The sequence below is a fragment of the Candidatus Proelusimicrobium excrementi genome (assembly GCF_937881865.1).
GTDB lineage: Bacteria > Elusimicrobiota > Elusimicrobia > Elusimicrobiales > Elusimicrobiaceae > Proelusimicrobium > Proelusimicrobium excrementi.
Window position 1 is genome coordinate 39,333 of the sequence record NZ_CALGEO010000008.1, and the last position, 17,566, is coordinate 56,898.

At 37.8% G+C, this 17,566-nt stretch carries 19 protein-coding genes; 10 read left to right on the forward strand and 9 right to left on the reverse strand.

The genetic code is table 11. The features are described from left to right. Positions 1–14: 14 nt before the first annotated feature. Together ACQY26_RS00635 and ACQY26_RS00640 are read right to left on the reverse strand one after the other, a co-directional pair. Positions 15–1,505: a UxaA family hydrolase gene (locus tag ACQY26_RS00635; protein ID WP_428047151.1), complete on the reverse strand. Its 1,491-nt coding sequence runs from the start codon at positions 1,503–1,505 to the stop codon at positions 15–17. 1 nt (position 1,506) lies between these two features. Next, positions 1,507–2,985 (reverse strand): tagaturonate reductase, encoded by a 1,479-nt coding sequence (locus ACQY26_RS00640; protein WP_428047152.1) that lies wholly within the window; start codon positions 2,983–2,985, stop codon positions 1,507–1,509. A gap of 135 nt (positions 2,986–3,120) precedes the next feature. Here ACQY26_RS00640 and ACQY26_RS00645 point away from each other — a divergent pair, with 135 nt between their 5' ends. From ACQY26_RS00645 to ACQY26_RS00655, 3 genes are all read left to right on the forward strand, one after another. Beyond that, positions 3,121–4,080: a bifunctional 4-hydroxy-2-oxoglutarate aldolase/2-dehydro-3-deoxy-phosphogluconate aldolase gene (locus tag ACQY26_RS00645; protein WP_428047153.1), complete on the forward strand. Its 960-nt coding sequence runs from the start codon at positions 3,121–3,123 to the stop codon at positions 4,078–4,080. Between the two features lie 13 nt (positions 4,081–4,093). Further along, the gene (locus ACQY26_RS00650; RefSeq protein WP_428047154.1) at positions 4,094–5,119 is read left to right on the forward strand and encodes a PfkB family carbohydrate kinase; all 1,026 of its coding nucleotides are present in this window, start codon (positions 4,094–4,096) and stop codon (positions 5,117–5,119) included. Between the two features lie 65 nt (positions 5,120–5,184). Continuing rightward, on the forward strand, positions 5,185–5,583 hold the full coding sequence (locus tag ACQY26_RS00655) for a hypothetical protein (RefSeq protein WP_428047155.1): 399 nt from the start codon (positions 5,185–5,187) through the stop codon (positions 5,581–5,583). Between the two features lie 249 nt (positions 5,584–5,832). Here ACQY26_RS00655 and ACQY26_RS00660 read toward each other — a convergent pair whose 3' ends face one another. Together ACQY26_RS00660 and ACQY26_RS00665 are read right to left on the reverse strand one after the other, a co-directional pair. Then, complete coding sequence (locus ACQY26_RS00660; RefSeq protein WP_428047156.1) at positions 5,833–7,902, reverse strand: ankyrin repeat domain-containing protein; 2,070 nt, start codon at positions 7,900–7,902, stop codon at positions 5,833–5,835. Positions 7,903–8,124: 222 nt separating this feature from the next. Then, a complete protein-coding gene (locus tag ACQY26_RS00665; RefSeq protein ID WP_428047157.1) occupies positions 8,125–8,808 on the reverse strand; it encodes a hypothetical protein in 684 nt (227 codons plus the stop codon). 63 nt (positions 8,809–8,871) lie between these two features. Between ACQY26_RS00665 and ACQY26_RS00670 the strand changes: the two genes are divergently transcribed. From ACQY26_RS00670 to ACQY26_RS00680, 3 genes are read left to right on the forward strand one after another with little or no spacing between them, the layout of a single operon-like run. Beyond that, positions 8,872–9,468 carry a SagB/ThcOx family dehydrogenase gene (locus tag ACQY26_RS00670; RefSeq protein WP_428047158.1) on the forward strand — a complete coding sequence of 199 codons (597 nt, stop codon included), beginning with the start codon at positions 8,872–8,874 and terminating at the stop codon, positions 9,466–9,468. Between the two features lie 9 nt (positions 9,469–9,477). After that, positions 9,478–9,849 (forward strand): lipocalin family protein, encoded by a 372-nt coding sequence (locus tag ACQY26_RS00675; RefSeq protein ID WP_428047159.1) that lies wholly within the window; start codon positions 9,478–9,480, stop codon positions 9,847–9,849. A gap of 10 nt (positions 9,850–9,859) precedes the next feature. Continuing rightward, positions 9,860–10,225, forward strand: a complete 366-nt coding sequence (locus tag ACQY26_RS00680) for a lipocalin family protein (protein WP_428047160.1) — start codon at positions 9,860–9,862, stop codon at positions 10,223–10,225. A gap of 67 nt (positions 10,226–10,292) precedes the next feature. On the opposite strand, the gene ACQY26_RS00685 is transcribed toward ACQY26_RS00680, so the two are convergent. After that, the gene (locus ACQY26_RS00685) at positions 10,293–10,526 is read right to left on the reverse strand and encodes a hypothetical protein (RefSeq protein WP_428047161.1); all 234 of its coding nucleotides are present in this window, start codon (positions 10,524–10,526) and stop codon (positions 10,293–10,295) included. A gap of 389 nt (positions 10,527–10,915) precedes the next feature. On the opposite strand from ACQY26_RS00685, the gene rimI reads away from it, so the two are divergent. Continuing rightward, the gene (rimI, locus tag ACQY26_RS00690) at positions 10,916–11,368 is read left to right on the forward strand and encodes a ribosomal protein S18-alanine N-acetyltransferase (protein WP_428047163.1); all 453 of its coding nucleotides are present in this window, start codon (positions 10,916–10,918) and stop codon (positions 11,366–11,368) included. A 2-nt stretch (positions 11,369–11,370) separates the two neighbouring features. On the opposite strand, the gene ACQY26_RS00695 is transcribed toward rimI, so the two are convergent. Further along, positions 11,371–11,781 (reverse strand): hypothetical protein, encoded by a 411-nt coding sequence (locus ACQY26_RS00695; protein ID WP_428047164.1) that lies wholly within the window; start codon positions 11,779–11,781, stop codon positions 11,371–11,373. A 247-nt stretch (positions 11,782–12,028) separates the two neighbouring features. On the opposite strand from ACQY26_RS00695, the gene ACQY26_RS00700 reads away from it, so the two are divergent. The 3 genes from ACQY26_RS00700 to ACQY26_RS00710 all read left to right on the forward strand — a co-directional run bounded on the left by ACQY26_RS00700 (position 12,029) and on the right by ACQY26_RS00710 (position 14,948). Further along, positions 12,029–14,404, forward strand: a complete 2,376-nt coding sequence (locus ACQY26_RS00700; RefSeq protein WP_428047165.1) for a Lon protease family protein — start codon at positions 12,029–12,031, stop codon at positions 14,402–14,404. Positions 14,405–14,565: 161 nt separating this feature from the next. Further along, on the forward strand, positions 14,566–14,751 hold the full coding sequence (locus ACQY26_RS00705; RefSeq protein ID WP_428047166.1) for a hypothetical protein: 186 nt from the start codon (positions 14,566–14,568) through the stop codon (positions 14,749–14,751). A 2-nt stretch (positions 14,752–14,753) separates the two neighbouring features. Continuing rightward, positions 14,754–14,948: a hypothetical protein gene (locus tag ACQY26_RS00710; RefSeq protein WP_428047167.1), complete on the forward strand. Its 195-nt coding sequence runs from the start codon at positions 14,754–14,756 to the stop codon at positions 14,946–14,948. A gap of 258 nt (positions 14,949–15,206) precedes the next feature. Here the strand turns inward: ACQY26_RS00710 and ACQY26_RS00715 are convergent, their stop codons facing one another. The 3 genes from ACQY26_RS00715 to ACQY26_RS00725 all read right to left on the reverse strand — a co-directional run. Continuing rightward, positions 15,207–15,746 (reverse strand): stage V sporulation T C-terminal domain-containing protein, encoded by a 540-nt coding sequence (locus ACQY26_RS00715; RefSeq protein ID WP_428047168.1) that lies wholly within the window; start codon positions 15,744–15,746, stop codon positions 15,207–15,209. Between the two features lie 111 nt (positions 15,747–15,857). Next, entirely contained in the window at positions 15,858–16,928 is a 1,071-nt protein-coding gene (locus ACQY26_RS00720; protein ID WP_428047169.1) for a hypothetical protein, read from the reverse strand. Between the two features lie 165 nt (positions 16,929–17,093). After that, positions 17,094–17,566, reverse strand: a 473-nt coding sequence (locus ACQY26_RS00725; RefSeq protein ID WP_428047170.1) for a hypothetical protein, incomplete at its 5' end; no start/stop codon positions are given.

Genomic DNA, 17,566 nt, shown 5'->3' on the forward strand with positions numbered 1-17,566 from the left:
CTCCTTTTGGCAAATTATAAAACGACTCCATCCTTAAAAATAGATATTTCTTTGTATCCGTAGATTTCATTTTTTGTTTTAACTTTGCCGGATGCTATGTCCAAAATAAAATGGAAAAGTTCTTCGCCGGCTTGCTCCAAAGAGAGCCCTTCTAACACGGCACCGGCGTTGTAATCGATCCAGTGTTTTTTATTTTCATAAAGCGGGGTATTAGAAGATATTTTAACCGTCGGCACAGGGGCTCCAAAGGGATTTCCTCTCCCTGTAGTAAACAAAATAATCTGAGCACCGGCTGCTGTTAGATTGGTAGTAGACACCTGATCGTTGCCGGGGCCCGTAAGTAAATTAAGGCCATGCTTTTGCACTCGTTCCCCAAAAGCTAAAACATCTACCACTTCACTTTGCCCGCCTTTTTGGGTACAACCTAAAGATTTTTCTTCTAATGAAGAAATCCCACCCTTTTTATTTCCGGGAGATGGATTTTCATAAATTGTTTGCTGGTATCGCGTGAAGTAATTTTTGAAATCGTTAATCATATTCACGATTTTATGAAAAGTAGCTTCGTCGTGTGCGCGATTCATTAGCAATGTCTCTGCACCAAACATCTCGGGCACTTCCGTTAAAATAGTGCTTCCGCCACGGGATACAAGCAAATCATTAACCCGGCCACATAACGGGTTAGCCGTAATGCCTGAAAAAGCATCAGAGCCTCCACATTTAAATCCGAGGGTTAAAGCAGACAAAGGGCATTTCTCGCGCTTAAATCCGGAAGCATATTCGCCTAACTGACGCAAAAGCTTCATCGCTTCTTCGTATTCGTTTTGTACATTTTGCGTAATTAAAAATTTAACGCGATTGGAATCATAGTTTCCCAACAAAGGTTGAAATACACCCAAGTTATTATTTTCACAACCCAAACTAAGCACCAAGACTCCAGCCGCGTTTGGATGTTGAATCAAGCCTTTTAATATCTTTTGCGTATAAGCTTGATCATCTCCTAACTGACTACAACCTTTATCATGCGTAAAAGCATACACACCATCTACTTTGTCTGCCAATTCTTCAGCGGCCTGTTTAGCCAAGATTTGTGCCGTCGTATTAACACAACCTACGGTAGGAATAATCCAAATTTCATTACGAACACCTACGGAACCATCTTTGCGTTTGTACCCCATAAAGGACATATCATCATTGGCAGGCAGTATCGGATTAGGTTGTTTTTGATAAGAATATTCCAACAAGCCCGAGAGGTTGGTTTTAAGGTTATGAGTATGCACATGATCCCCAACGGAGACTTTCGTTGTAGCATGCCCAATGGGCATACCGTATTTAATAATATTTTCTCCCGCTGCAATATCTCGAACAGCTACTTTGTGCCCAAAAGGAATATCTTGCTTGATAGTAATTTGCTCAGAGAGGAGAGAAAGGGTTTCTCCATCTTTTAAGTCTCTCGTAGCAACGGCTACATTATCTCGGTCAGAAATTAAAATTAAAGACGGTTTCATATTATTTCACCAAATCTGTTACTACATCTTTAATGGGACGCATTTGCATTTGTTCCAAGAAGAAAGCCACTTTTTCCGTGAGCCCTGTTATGTCGGCCGGAGGAACAGACCATAATGCCGTGCTGGACAATACACTTTGAGCCAACCGCATCATATCGGTTTCTTGCCAAGCTTGAGCAAAAAACTCCAATACAACTTGATCATCACGAATCTCATAAACCGTTCCATCAAAGCGGTTCCCCATATATTTCCCGTCTTTCATTTTTCCTTGATAAAACTTGATAAAAGCAGCTAAAGAAAAAGATAACAATTCGGGCAATGTTCCTTTTCGTTGGAAATATTCCGTTAAAGAAGGAAGACATCTAGCCGCATATTTGGAACAAGAATTTAAAGAAATATCCAACAAACGATGTTTGATATAAGGGTTGGCAAAACGTGCTTTGACGGCTACAGCAAAATCCTTAAGTTCCTGTTCCGGCAAATCCAAGGTAGGGATTACTTCATCAAACAAAAGTTTATCTAAATACTTCACAAAAACAGGATCATTCATAAAATCCAACACTATGTTATGACCTGCCAAATAAGCAGCTAAAACCGTAGCGGTATGCCCGCCATTTAAGATACGGACTTTTCGCATTTTATACGGGCGAACATCATCAGTCCAAATAACATTGGCTTTAGTTTTATGAACAGGAAAGTATTCCGCCCACTCTTTTTTCCCTTCAATAACCCACAAATTAAACAATTCGCTGGTTACCATTAAATTGTCTTGATATCCCAATTTTTCTTGCAGAGCAGAGGCCTCTTCCTTTGGATAGCCGGTTACAATACGGTCCACCAAAGTATTGGTAAAATAATTGTATTTTCCCACCCAATCAATAAACTCTGTGGGCAACTTCCACTCTTGGCTATAACGCAAAATGATTTTACGCAATTCGGTGCCATTATAGTCAATCAATTCTACCGGTAAAAACAAAAGGCCTTTATCCGTTGCCCCCTTAAAAGCCTTGTATCTTTCGTATAAAAACACTGTCATTTTAGCAGGGAAAGAAGTAGGCGGGACATCGGTAAGTTGATCTCCTTCTTTATAAGCAATACCCGCTTCGGTAGTATTAGAGATGCAAACTTTCAACTCCGGATTACGAGCTGCTTCCAAAAATTTTTGGAAATCCTTATAGACATTGATACAACGGGAAACAGAGGTGATCTGTCGTACTTTTTCGGTTGGTTTTCCCTCTTCATCTATGCCACGCATAATCAAGGTATAAGCTCCGTTCTGTTCGGCAAAACGATCACGCATTTGTTCATTAAAAGAAATCGGTTGGCATAACAAAATACTTCCCTGTAAATCACCTTGTTCGTTGGACAAATCAGCCATCCAATCAGCAAATGCACGAAGGAAATTTCCTTCGCCCATTTGAATAATTTTTTCAGGAAATTTCCCATAACATACAGAAATAGTTTCGCAAATTGATTTCATAAAATTCCTTCTTTAAATTAAAGAGATTACCCTTTCTTTCTAGCATTTTACCCGTCAAAAAGCAACGAATAGGTTTTTGACAAGATGATTAATAGAATATACAATAAGGAGAAAATCCTCTTTTATGGAAAGACTATGAACATTTTAAATGAAATTTCTCAAATTGGTATTGTACCGGTCATCGCATTAGACGATGCCCAAAAAGCCGTTCCTTTAGCTAAAGCTTTGATTGAGGGAGGACTCCCTTGTGCAGAAATTACTTTTCGTACCCAAGCCGCCGAGGAATCCATTCGGTTAATAAGCCAAGCTTATCCTGAAATGCTAGTTGGTGCCGGCACAATCTTAACGCCGGATCAGGCAGATAAAGCTGTTAAAGCCGGAGCCAAATTCCTCGTCAGCCCCGGACTAAATGAAAATGTTGTAAAGCATTGCCAAAAAATCGGAGTTCCTATTATTGCGGGGGTGGCTACTCCCAGCGAAGTGGAAAAAGCGCTTTCCTTGGGGCTTTCTACGGTAAAGTTCTTTCCGGCTGAAGCAGCAGGAGGACTTCCTATGATTAAAGCCATGTCCGCCCCTTATACTCAACTTCGTTTTATGCCGACAGGCGGAATCAATGCCAAAAACATCAATAGTTATTTGGGTTTCAAAAAAGTAATTGCTTGCGGTGGAAGCTGGATGGTAACAAAAGAACTTATCAATAACGGTAACTTTGCCGAAATTACCCGTTTAACGAAAGAAGCCGTCGCTACCATGTTGGGCTTTGAGTTGCGCCACATTGGAATCAACTGTACCGATGAAAAAGAATCCTCCGCGGTAGCTTCTCAATTCGAAAATCTTTTCGGTTTTACTAAAGAAGATAGAGGCGGAGCCTACTTCGCAGCGGATTTTATAGAAATCATGAAAAAACCTTTTTATGGGCAAAAAGGGCATATTGCCATTGCCACTAATTTCCCACAAAGAGCAGCTTATCGCTTAGAAAAAGCAGGTATTCAGATCAATTGGGAAAGCTCAGGTTACAACCCTGATGGATCTTTAAGAGTAGTTTATTTAAAGGAAGAAGTTGGCGGTTTTGCTCTTCATCTTTTGCAAAAATAGCGGAGAAAGTTAAATGTCTAAACGAGTGATTACTTTTGGAGAATTAATGTTGCGCTTAGCCCCGCAAGGTTATATGCGTTTTATTCAAACCGACGCATACGAAGCTACTTATGGGGGCGGAGAAGCTAATGTAGCGATATCTTTGGCTAATTACGGTTTAGAGGCGGCCTTTGTCAGCAAAATGCCAAAACACGAAATTGGTCAAGCAGGTGTAAATTCCCTGCGTCGATATGGGGTCGATACCTCTTTCATCACGCGTGGGGGCGAGCGCGTAGGGATTTATTACTTGGAAAAAGGGGCTAGCCAACGTCCTTCCAAAGTAGTCTACGATCGTGCCGGTTCGGCCATTGCTACAGCAGAAGAAAAAGATTTTGATTGGGATAAAATTTTTGATGGGGCGGATTGGTTCCATTTTACCGGTATTACACCTGCCTTGGGGGATAACATCGCCGCAATCACATTACAAGCTGTTAAAGTAGCCAAGGCTCGTGGAATTACGGTTAGTTGTGATTTAAACTACCGCAAGAAACTTTGGAGTAAAGAAAAAGCATGCCAAGTGATGGAACAACTTTGTAAATATGTAGATGTTTGTATCGCTAACGAGGAAGATGCCGCAGATGTTTTTGGTATTCATGCCTCCGGAACAGATGTCACTAGTGGCCATGTAAATCATGAAGGCTATAAAGAAGTGGCCCAAAAATTGGCCCAACGTTTTGGGTTTAAAAAAGTGGCCATTACTTTACGCACTTCCATCTCTGCCAATGATAATAAATGGGCAGCCATGCTTTATGATGGAAAAGATTTTTATTTTAGCAAACAATATAATGTGCATATCGTCGATCGAGTGGGAGGAGGAGATTCTTTTGGCGGGGGTTTGATTTATGCCTGCTTGCAAGATTTTCCGGCTCAAGAGGCTATTGAATTTGCCGTAGCCGCAAGTTGCTTAAAACACAGTATTGAGGGAGACTACAACTTGGTTACCGTGGAAGAAGTACTGAAATTGGCCCAAGGAGATGGATCCGGCCGTGTACAACGCTAGCGTTATATGTTTTAAATAAATCCTGGACATAAGTCCGAGGAGTTTCATTTTAAAGGATTTTTGCAATGAAAACTGTACTATCCGCTTTATTAAATATTTTTCCGGCTGCACTAACCGCATACCTTGGCTATAAAGCCGTCGCGTGGGGGTGGAAAGGGCTTTCTTTATGGAAAATTATTTTGATATGGGGCGGGTGGTATTTCATAGCTATTTGTATCACGACTTTCGGCATCGCGTATGCAGGAGAAGGGATTCCTAGAGAAGGGCGTGACCTCTATGTGAACGCAGCCATGATCATACATGGGTTGGCTTTTTTGTTTGTTATCATCTTTTCGTGGTGTCTTGCCCCATATACTTTCTTCACAATTATAATAAGAATTTTTTGGACCTTCTGGCTTCTGCTTAGCGTTAGCTTTTTTCTTGCCCTTTTAGGTTGCCATGTGAGGGAGTATCTTATAAAATAAAAATTGTAATGAAACTAAAAACTTTATTATTGCCTTTGACCGCCTCTGTTTTATCGGGTGACTATGTAAAAGGCCAGCTACACCTTATGACCTTGCCGGTAGCTGTCGAAGTATCCGTATCTCTTTAGCACGCTCTATAAACGAATCCCAAAGAGGCCTCATTTCGCTTCTATGTCGGTAATATTTAAAAGCCTTTCTTTTAAGAAAGGCTTTTTTGTTTGCGGAAATTAAAGCGGAAATTAAAAAGGGTTATTTTGCGCCGGCGGATTTTAGCAGGGACTCAATTTCCTTATACCCCTTTTCTTTGGCGAAGTCCAAAGGCGTTTTGCCTTCTTTATTTTTAGAGTTTACATTCGCGCCTGCTTTTATAAGAACTTCCGCCGCTTTCAAATGCCCGATGAAAACCGCGTCGCTCAAAGGCGTATCGTTGTCTTCATCGCCGATATTTATGTCCGCGCCGGCTTTAATTAAGGCTTCAAGTATCTCCGTATTGCCGCTCCCCGCCGCAAATTTAACCGCCGTCGTGCCAACATTTTTTTGTTTGTTAATATCCGCACCCGCCTGAATCAAAAAATCCACAACATCATAATGGCCTTTTGCCGCGGCAAGCATGAGGGCTGTTTCGCCGAAGCTGTTTTGAATGTCCAAATCGGCCCCGGATTCCGCCAAATATCGCACCACCGGCAAATGCCCGCTCAAAGACGCCAAAATCAACGCCGGGCCCGATGAACCCGTTTCGGTTTTTCTCTCAAAAGTAATATCCGCACCGTTTTCAATCAATACTTTTACGCTGTCCAAATCCCCGAAAAATACCGCGGAAAGCAAAATATCATCGCCTTTATCGTTTTTTTGATTGACGTCAAGCCCGGCGGAAATGAGAAGCTTTAAAACCTCGCTTTTGCCTTCCTGAGCGGCCATAATCGCAAAATGAGCATTGGGTTTTACCCCGTATTGAATAAGCTGAGATACAACCTCCGTAAAACCCATAGAACACGCATAATCCATCATAGGACTAACTTGGTCATCATTAGATATCTTCCCAAGTCTGCCGCCGGCGGAATAGATGAGTTCGGCCGCTTTAACTTTGTCTTTCCAGCCAAGCGCAAACTGTAAAGCCGTTTTGCCGTGATAATCCTCTTTGTTGACGTCCGCGCCGGCCTTAATCAAGGCTTCAGTCAATTTTTCATCGCCGTTTATCGCAGCTTCCGTAAGAGCGGGGCGATACGGATATCTGCTGGCGATATTTACGTCCGCGCCGGATTGAATAAGGAATAAAGCTATATCGCCGAAGCCGTTTCTCACGGAGTCAACCAACGGGGATAAACCGTTATCGTTACTCGTATTTATCTTTGCACCGGCTCCAACAAGCTTCCGCACAACAGCTTCATGATTTTTCATAGCGGCCAAGCTTAAAGCGGTATTGCCGAATTTATTACTGGAGTTTACGTCCGCGCCGGCTTCAATTAACAGAATTACGTTTTCCAAGTTGCCGCTTTCAGCGGCTGTCATTAACGGTGTTCCTTCTATCCAGTCCCTGACATCAACATTTGATCCTTTTCCCAACAAAAGCCGTAAAGACTCCGCGTTATCACTTGATGCCGCATCGAAAACACGTTGATGTTTCGGGGAATGCAAATAAGAATTATATGCTTTCACAGCAATTTCTTTGACAAGTCCGCCTGATAAAAACACGACAAAAAACGCTAAAGCGAAACAAATCGAAGCATTGCCGGAAGCTATCCCGGCAAGACTGCAAAAACATATCAAAAAACCTATTAAAGCAATCCATATAAACTGCCCCAGAACAACGGATAAATTATCGGGAAAGCTTGCAAAATTGCTTAATGTAAAAACGCCCAAGGCCGCGCCAAGTACAAACAATAAAATATAAAGCGCGGTAAGCCCCCCTCCGCAATGAAGGGCAAAAAGCATTTTCCCCAACTTAAACAAAGCAGGGAATATAGAAATTAAGAGAAATAAAGCCACGGCTGTGCAGGTAGTAACGATAAGCCACACTCCCGCGATACCGAGCCCCATTGAATCCGGCCCGCTCGCCGAAGCCATCTCACTAAAAAATAAAACCCATATTCCTATAAAAGGCAATATCAATACGCCGTGCAAAGCAACGATAATCCACGGGTGTGAAAAAGTGAAAGAAAGCGTACCTTCGTTTGAATTTAAAAAGCCGTAAAGAACAAAAAACGAGAGCATTAAAGACGGCAGCAACGGTACGCGAGTCATCAGCAAACCGCTTCCGAAAAAGAATCCGCCCAGTGAAAGAACCTGGGCCAATAAAGGCAAAGAATATAATTGTTCCATAAAAAATTCTCCTAATTGTCAGCCGAAAAATATCCTGCCGGTTATAAGCCGGTAAATAAACGCCGCCGTATGGAAAACAAACCCGAATATAACCCGCAGGCAGCGATGGAAACAGCCTTAACGCCGCGGCCGACGCGTTGCGTCATAATAAAAATTATATCCGTGTTCGGCAGTATGCAAAGCAGAAAAGAAGTCAGCAGAAATTTAAAAAACATAAAAAACTTAAGATTTAAAACCGATTTTTACCAAAGCGGAAATACTGCTGACCCAATCCCCGCCGCATCTGAAAATTCCGTAACGGGCCTCAATGCCGCCCAAAAAGCCGGTATTGAAATCATGCTCAAAACCAAAACCGCCGTAAGCGTATATGCCTTGGCCCAGCATTTTTTCTTCTTTAAATTCATGCTCCCAGCCGGGAAGCACATAAGAATAGGCGGTATATTCCGTGGTTTGGTCTTTCTGCATATAACCGAAAGCGAAAGGAATATAAAATCTGTCGGAATAATCTGGATTCACATTGACGCGAGAGGATAGCAAAACGGCGAAAGTTTTATAATAATTTTCGTCTTTTTTTATGTAAAAATTCGAACTTTCGTATTCCCTCCCGTAAGAAAGCGCGCCGCCGCTCATGCCGCCGTAGCCGAAAATCCCCTCAAGCCCGATATGAAAATATTTAGTTGCGGCGTAAAGGACGCGCAGATTCATCAAAAAAGCTCCCGTTTTTAAATTTGCGTCTGACGCGCCGGAATTTAAGTATTCTCCGCCAAATCCCAAATCCACCATTGCGCTCCCGGAGGTTATACCGTAAGAGTAAGAAGCGTTATCAAACAGGCTGCTTTCGGCGCGAAGCGAAGCCGGCAGAATGCAAAGAATGAAAAACAAAAAAACTATAAATAATTTCCTCATAATAATCCTTTAAATAATTTGATACATTATAGGAAAAGTATAACAAAATAAAAGGAGCTTAATATGAGGAAACTCTTTCTAACGCCGATACTGATTTTCGCCGCCGCAATGCTCTGCGCGCAAGAGTCAAAAAACATTCAGCTGAAAACCCCTCAGAAAAATAAAGGGGCAAAAATAATGCAAGCTTTATCTGAGAGAAAATCCACTAGGGCGTTCTCCCAAAAAGAATTGGATTTACAAACGCTGTCCAACTTGCTTTGGGCGGCCAACGGCGTCAACCGTCCCGACGGCAAACGCACAGCCCCTTCTGCCATGAACAGGCAGGAAGTTGAAGTTTACGCCTGCCTAAAAAGCGGCGCATATTTTTATAACCCGCGGGAAAACGTTTTGGAGTATGTTTCCGACGCAAACTGCCTGCTAAGGGATGCGCCCGTAACTTTATATTTAACGGCAAGGGCCGAGGCCGGCAATAATTGGGCCTATATCGACACGGGGATAGTCTCGCAAAACATATCATTGTTTGCGTCGGCTTTCGGGCTGGCGACGGTGCCGCAGGGCTCCATGCCCAGAGAGCAAATCATTAAAGATTTAAAGCTTACCGATAAACAGCTTCTCATCTTAAATCACCCGGTGGGCTACCCGGCGGAACAAAATAAATAAGGCGGTTATATGCAAATAAAATTATCAATGCTTATTTTTACTTCTCTTTTACTTTGCGCATGCGCTTCCGCGCCCGATGTAAAAGGCTCCTGGATTGACGGAAGAAAGCCTAATCCGCCGATTGAAAAACAGGGAATATATATTGGCCCCGAAGGCAAAGCGGCGTCTATAAACGGCCAAAATAAGGCTTATAAAACTTGGTCCCGCAAAGGCAAAAACCTGACTTTAACCGGCGTTGACACCTCAAACAATCAATTTACGGATTTTACCGAAAATTATAAAATCAAAAAGATTAAAGACGGAGTTATGACTCTTGAAAAAGAAGGCAAACTTCTGCACTATATAAAAGACGATTCCGCAAATTATAAAGAAAACCGTTAAAGGAGAACAAATGAAATATATTCTTACTATCGCCGCTTTTGTTTTTGTATTGGGCTGCGCCCAGCAAACCGAAAACAAAGCTCAGGACTTAAATCTGCCGGTAACCGGCGAATGGAGCAAACCCGTTGAGGGCCAGCCCGGCAATACGGACGGCATGATACTGAATGAAGACGGCAGCGTTACAACCATAAATATGGCTACGCTTACCTATAAAAGATGGACTAAAGAGGGCGATACTCTTACGTTAACCGGCTTAAGCGAAGGCAACGGCAGCAGTTCCGATTTTAAGCTTACGTTTAAAATAAAAGAACTTACGCCAGAGCGCATGGTGCTGACGCTGGACGACGCAGAGTTTGTTTACTCAAAAGTCAAATAAATCAATATATAACTCCCCCGGTTGATTAAAGCCGGGGGAGCGGTTAGTTAAGAGGCCGTTTTAGGCCTTAATCTATGCAGGTTCTGTACATCAAACCTTCAAAATAGCAGTTTATAGTTCCGCTTGGCAGACCGTGATTATACCTCATAGTCAATATGGAAGTGCCCCCGCCGGAGTTGTTAGAAGGCGACAGCTGCGACGAAGTACAATTTGCTGAAACGCTTTCATATCCTAAAGAATTGGACATTACATAACAATTTACGGAAGAATCCGACGTACATTTAGGAACGGCGTTTGTCATGTTTTTTGCGGGCAACTCACAAAAAAATAGCAACTGCTATATTGTTACGCTTATATTTTTTTGTTCGGACAAAACCCGCAAAATAAAACAAAAATTTCCAAATTTTAGCAACCTTGCAAATCGCCCAAACAACAAAAACACGGCAATGTAGGTCAGGCTACGCCTGACGTTAAAAAGGTGTTTTCCCTGTCGGGCAAAGCCCGACCTACATTAATTAATAAAAAGTTATGGAATCATTTTACGACCGGATAAGATAGAGATAGAAATATAAAAAAGAAAAAAATATTTTTAATTTAGATCTAAACTCAAATCTCTATGATCATCTTACTCTTGATGCCATGTATTACAGAAAAAGCGAAGCCGAAAGGACTAAAGAAGGTGAATAATACATGAATGTACAAATTAGAAAAGCCAACTTATATGACATTCAACAGATAGATATTATAGAACAAAAATTAGATCATAGAATCTTATCTTACAATTTACTTAGTTCTACAGTAAATAAAGATACATATTATTATTTTGTAGCTACTATAGACGATAATATAATAGGTTATATTTCAGCCGAATTTTTGGTTGACCACATTGATATATTATCTATTGCCGTTTTAAAAGAATATAGAAGACAAAATGTTGCAACTTTACTATTAAACGAGTTGTTTAATGTATGTAATGTACTCCAAGTACAAGATATATTTTTAGAAGTAAGATGCAGTAATACTGCTGCAATAAAATTTTATGAAAAAATGGGATTTAAAAAAATTAGCACTCGCAAAAATTATTATACAGATACTTGCGAAGATGCTTTTATATACTTGAATTCTTCAAGCAAAATGGTGTGATTTTACTCACACCATTTATGTTTTTTGTAATCATCAAAGCATAAAATTGCACTATACAGCCTTAATTTAATTTCACCTTTTGTATCATAATTTAATTTTATGACTCTTCGTATAAGCTTTGACTGGATAAGAAAGGCAATGAACTCTTCATCTTTTAAAACGCTTATTACAACTGCCTGGCTAAACGGTTTTGCAAAAACAGCCTCTACCAAGTGATTATCCAAATATGCTTTTAATACATTTGAAAAAACAACTGCATAAGAACTTAAAGCCGCATGTATACCAGATACTCTTTTGCAAAACTTTTCGTCTTCCCTTGTGTATGCTTTAAGCCTTCTTTCTACCCGTTTAATTGTTTTAATATCTTTCACTTTTTGAACTTCAAGATATTTTTTAAATGTTTCATGAAACATTAGCTACACTCCTTCTCTTTATTAAAATAGAATAAATTATTTTTACGCAAAGAATTATATCACCAGATTTGTACTGTGTCAAATTTATTACTATTTTCTAACCATTGTGTTACAAACATGTTTTTAAAATATTTAAATTTATCTTTTATATAAAATTCCTTGAAATTATCTTCTATTTGATGTATAAATAATTAGAGAAAATGTAGTAACAAATGAAGCAAATTATATATATTAATTAGGAGTACTTATGAGAAAAATAAAAGAATTGAAATCTACAGATTTAACTTTTAAATTAAACGCTTCACAGTTTAATTTTAAGACTACTGATGATATTTCTGGTTACAACGGAATTATTGGACAGCGTCGCGCCTTACAAACTGTTGAAACGGCTCTAGAAATGCCTCAAAAAGGATTTAATCTTTACGTATGTGGACAAGTTGGTATGGGTAAAATGCCTTATGTTTTATCCATCGTAAATCGTTTAGCTAAAACAAAGCCCGTCCCAGACGATGTATGTTATATTCATAATTTCGAAAATCCAAACGAACCAATTGCAATATTTTTAAAGGCTGGTCTTGGTAGAACTTTCAAAGAAGATATGAACCGTTTTATATCTGCTGTTCGCAAAGACCTACAGAAAATTTTTCAATCTGAAAATTATGAAAAAGAAAGAACCATAATTACTAAACAATATGAAGCTAAAAAGAATGAAATAATGCATGCTTTTGATAAGCATACAACTGCTCAAGGTTTTAAAATTAGAACTGCAACTGATGGTATATACTTCTCTCCTATTCATAACGGCAAAGTTTTAAATGAAAAGGAATTTAATGCCTTAGACGAAAATATAAAAGCGGAATTTAAAGCTAAATCCCCAAAGATACAACAAGAAACTCATGAAATAATGCAAAAATTGGAAGGCTTAGAGAAAGAATGTGCTATTAAAGTACAAAACTGGCAATCTAACATGGTAACGTATGTCGTATCTAAGAATATAAATGAGCTTAAAATTAGATATAAAGGCGACCTTAAAATACAAAACTTCTTGTACTCTGTTCAAGAGGACGTTGTAAAAAATGCAGATAAATTTAAAGATATGCCAGACAACATACAAAATATACCTCCCCAAATGAGAGCACATGCTAAACCTTGGGAAAAATATAGAGTAAATCTAATTGTAAATAATGAAAACTTAGACCATGCACCTGTTGTAGTGTGCTCTAACCCAACATACTATGATTTGTTTGGAAAATTAGAATATGAAAATTATATGGGAAGTATCAAGACAGACCATACAATGCTTAAGGCTGGTGTCTTCTACAAGGCAAATGGTGGTTATCTTTTAGTTAATGCTCGTGACCTTATTACTAACATGACTATTTGGGAAGCTTTTAAGAGAGTTATTCGTAATTCTGAACTTACCATAGATAGTTCTAGAGATATGACTACTCCTGTTACAATGATTGGTATAAAACCAGAGTCTGTACCTATAGATTGTCAAGTAGTATTGTTCGGCAGTGAAGCAATCTACCAACAACTATCTAATTTAGACTCAGACTTTAAAAAATTATTTAAAATGAAAGCAGACTTTGATGACTCAATAGATAAAGATACAGATACTGTAAGAAGAACTATTGAATATGTGGCTTATGTAACTAAAAAAGAAAAACTACTACCGTTTAAAAGTGATGCTGTTAAAGCAATTATTGAATATAGCTCTAGATGTGCTGGAGATAAAACAAAGCTTACTGCTATGCAAACTGACATTACAGATATAATTATAGAAGCTTCTCATATTGCAAAAGTTAGCGAAAAAAAATCTGTAGATGCTATTGACGTTGTAACCGCTGCAGAAGATAAAAAGAAAAGATACGGAAAATACAACGATGGCATAATGAAAATGATTGAACAAGGCTCTGTTATGATATCTACTTCTGGCAGTGATATTGGTAGAATAAACGGTCTAACAATCCTTAATACAGGAGACTCTTCTTTTGGTAAACCTGTAAGAATTACTGCTAATACTTATATGGGCGGAAAAGGAATTGTAAATATTGAGCGTGAGGTTTCAATGAGTGGCACTACTCACTCAAAAGGTGTATTTATCTTATCTGCATACATTGGTGAAAAATTTGCTCAAGAATTCCCATTATGTTTTAATGCAAGTATTTGTTTTGAACAATTATATAATGGTGTTGATGGTGATTCTGCTTCTTCTACAGAATTATATGCAATACTTTCTTCCCTTTCCGGTGTTCCTATTAAGCAAGGAATTGCTGTAACGGGATCAGTCAACCAAAAAGGCGAAATACAACCTATAGGTGGAGTTACAGATAAGATTGAAGGTTTCTTCGAAGTATGCAAAATGCAGGGCTTAACCGGAGAACAAGGTGTAATAATCCCTTACCAAAATGTTAAAAATCTTATGTTAAAACATGAGATTATAGAAGCTGTAGACAAGGGAATGTTCCATATTTACCCTGTCTCAACTATAGACGAAGGTATTGAAATTTTAACTGGAGTAAAATATGGCACATACAAAGAAGACACCGGATTTGAAAAAGATACCATAGCTGAGAAAGTTTACAACAAACTAAAAAAATATGCTGAATATGCTAAGTAAATAGGGCGAACCAAACGTTCGCTCTTTTCCTTTCTATATTTTTGTCTATTTATGTTACTTTTCATCTAATTTTGTAGAAGTTATTTACATTGTGTCATTCTTTGTGTATAATGTACTCAAGTAAACACTATTAGAATAGTTTGCAACTTTGGTGGTGTATTATGAACATTAATTATGAACAAACAAAAGATAACGATTTATGCGTAGGCGAAATTGACTCACTAATTTCTAATTTAGATATTGACGAAATTACTTCAGGCATAAATAGAAGTCTTGAAGATATTAAACGTGACAGATATATGGACATTGATACTTGTTTGGAAAGAACTAGAAAAAGGAGGATTTAATTATGACATTTGATAATACAATAACTACTAAAGATAATGATTTATATGTGGCTGAAGATGATGATTTTATGGCTAATATAGACTACGACGAAATGTTAAAAGGAATTGAAGCAAGTAGAGAAGATTTTAGATGTGGTAGATATTCGGATATAAAAACTTCTATGGAAAGAACTAGGAGAATGCTGTTTGGAAAATAAATATACAGTAAAAATATCTAGTTCCTTTGACATTATGCTTTATAAAAATTTGTTATCATATACCTTTATTCATTTCCTGAATTTTATCTAAATGATAAGAATACCCATTTAAGAAAATACGTAATAGATAGAAGATTTCTGGTCGTATACGAAATAGTGGACAATATAGTAGAAATACTCTATTTTGCAGATGGTAGACGTTCGCCCAAAAATATGCTTATATACTAAAGCCGCCAACTTGCGCTAGCGACTTATTCTCTACATTTGATTACTTAAAAAATCTGTTGCTACTTGTAGCATTTTAAGTTCTGTATCCGTTGGATTCTTTCTTGTTCCTTCTGAGAAAAATATTATTGATCCTATTATATCTCCATCCGAAATTATTGGGGAAATTACTTGAGATAAATATGAATTAGGTCCATCTTTTTCTGTAATTTTAACTTCATTGTCACCTTTATTTATATATAATGCTCTTTCTTCTAGTATATTTAATAGCTCTTCTGTTATTTGTCTATCTAAGTTTCCTTTTTTAGATTTAGAGTTTACAGCAATTACTGTTTGCGTATCCGTAATATATACTGAAAACCCTGTATTTTTAGCAAGAACATCTGCAAGGCATATAACCTCATCTACTATGTCTCCAAGTGGTGCAAATCTTTTAAGTATAATTTCACCATTTTTTTCAACATAGATTTCCATGGGATCTCCTTCACGTATTCTTAAAGTTTTACGTATTTCTTTAGGAATAACTACTCTTCCCAAATCATCTATTTTTCTTATCATACCTGTTGCTTTCAAAATAAAAACCTCCAAACTAGCTTTTACGTATATTATTATCTTAATGTTTTAAGATTATACATAAAGTTAGTTTGGAGTGTAGTTTTCTTTATTTAAAGTAAATCTCTTGTATTATGTCAATTTAATTATAGCCGTTCTTAAGTTGCCTAGGAGTGCTTTCTTAATTGTCATATCTTCGTTTTGAGTCTTTTCCTCAATAACAGCGGCTAGACGTTTTAGATTTGAACTATCTAAATTCAACAATTCTTTGTTATTGTCATATCTTGTAGATAGCAAACTAATCAAGTTATATAAGTCGCTATTTTGAAGATTTTCAAGTTTGGAATAAAGCACATCCATGTCATATTTTTCAAATATTGGAATGTTTGCAAATTCACCCAAAATTTGCTTGTAGAACTCATCTATATTGTCTGCCATATTTTTAAATAGTTCACTAACTTTTTCTCTTATGCAACTATCGAAAATAGCAACTTTAAGTCTATTACATTCACTTGCAAATTCTTTAATTATAGAATCAGTTGTATCAAAATCTTCATTCTTTTCTACTACGTTAGGATTCTTCTTTGCTTCGTTTGTAAGAGATGCTTTGTAACCCACTAAAAATCTTGTATGTACGTCTTCCATATCTGTGCGTATTACACCAATTTCTACTAGGTGTTTATATACAGCAAATAGTTTTATATATTCTTTAGAAGGTACTTTTCCTTCCTTAACATCGTATAATACTTGTTCTACAAGTATTGTGAAGTCAAAGTCTTGTAGTTTCCAGTATGAACCATTTAAAAGTTTTGTATATTCTGGATCTTTTTTCTTTTCAACGTGAACATTTGACATCTCTTTCATATTTTGATTAAATACTTTTACATCAAAAATTCTCTTTCTTACATATATTTCTATAAACTTAAAGAACCTATAATCCTCTTTAGAATTTAAAAAGTATCTTGTATCAAATTCTCTTAGATAATACCCCGTTTGGTCGTTTATCATATTTGATGTATATATTATAGATTTGTACTCTTCATTTGAGTTAATATCTGTAAATATTTGTTTTACTTCACTACCAATTTTTATTTCAAAAGATATTTCGGAAGAATCAAAAGAGTTCTTCTCCTCTTCTTTGGCGCAAGATACAGCCGCAGCAATCAGAATCAAACACAGTATTAATGATAACACTTTTTTCATTTTATCTCTCCTCTTAATCGCAGCACAAGTTTTCACTATGCCTGTATGATAACACAGAACAGTGGTTGTTGCAAATAATAGCATATATTCTGTACTACGTAAGAATTTGGGTTGCACAGAAAGCATGTTTTCCGTGCAACCCAGGTGCTTCTAAAATATAGGTAACTACACAATGCCAAGACCGTCTTTTAGACGAACAGATTTCATTATTTCTGCATCATCCTCAAACTGATCGGGATATACCAAAGTATGATTGCCAACAAGGCAAACATAGTGTTCGTAACACATCGGATGCAATACATAATAGTCTGTTTTATTCATTGTCGGCCTACCCTTAACTTGATACTCAAACCTGGCTGTAATAACTCGAATACTATTGTCTTTTGTTGGTTTTCTGTTCCTACTATTTTCGTCATCCTTGACATACATATAGGAGATTTCTGTAATTTTGCCTACCAATCCGCTTTCTAGCAAAATTCTTTTGATTGCTTCAACGCCATACGTAGAATGCGTTGCTGCAGCTTCTTTTAGCTTATTGTCCAAAGCTTTTCCCTGGAAGTAATCCTTTCTCCCACTGAGGACAACATCGCAGGCCGCATTGATTTGAGGATAGGTTGTATTATACATGCTGAGAGCTG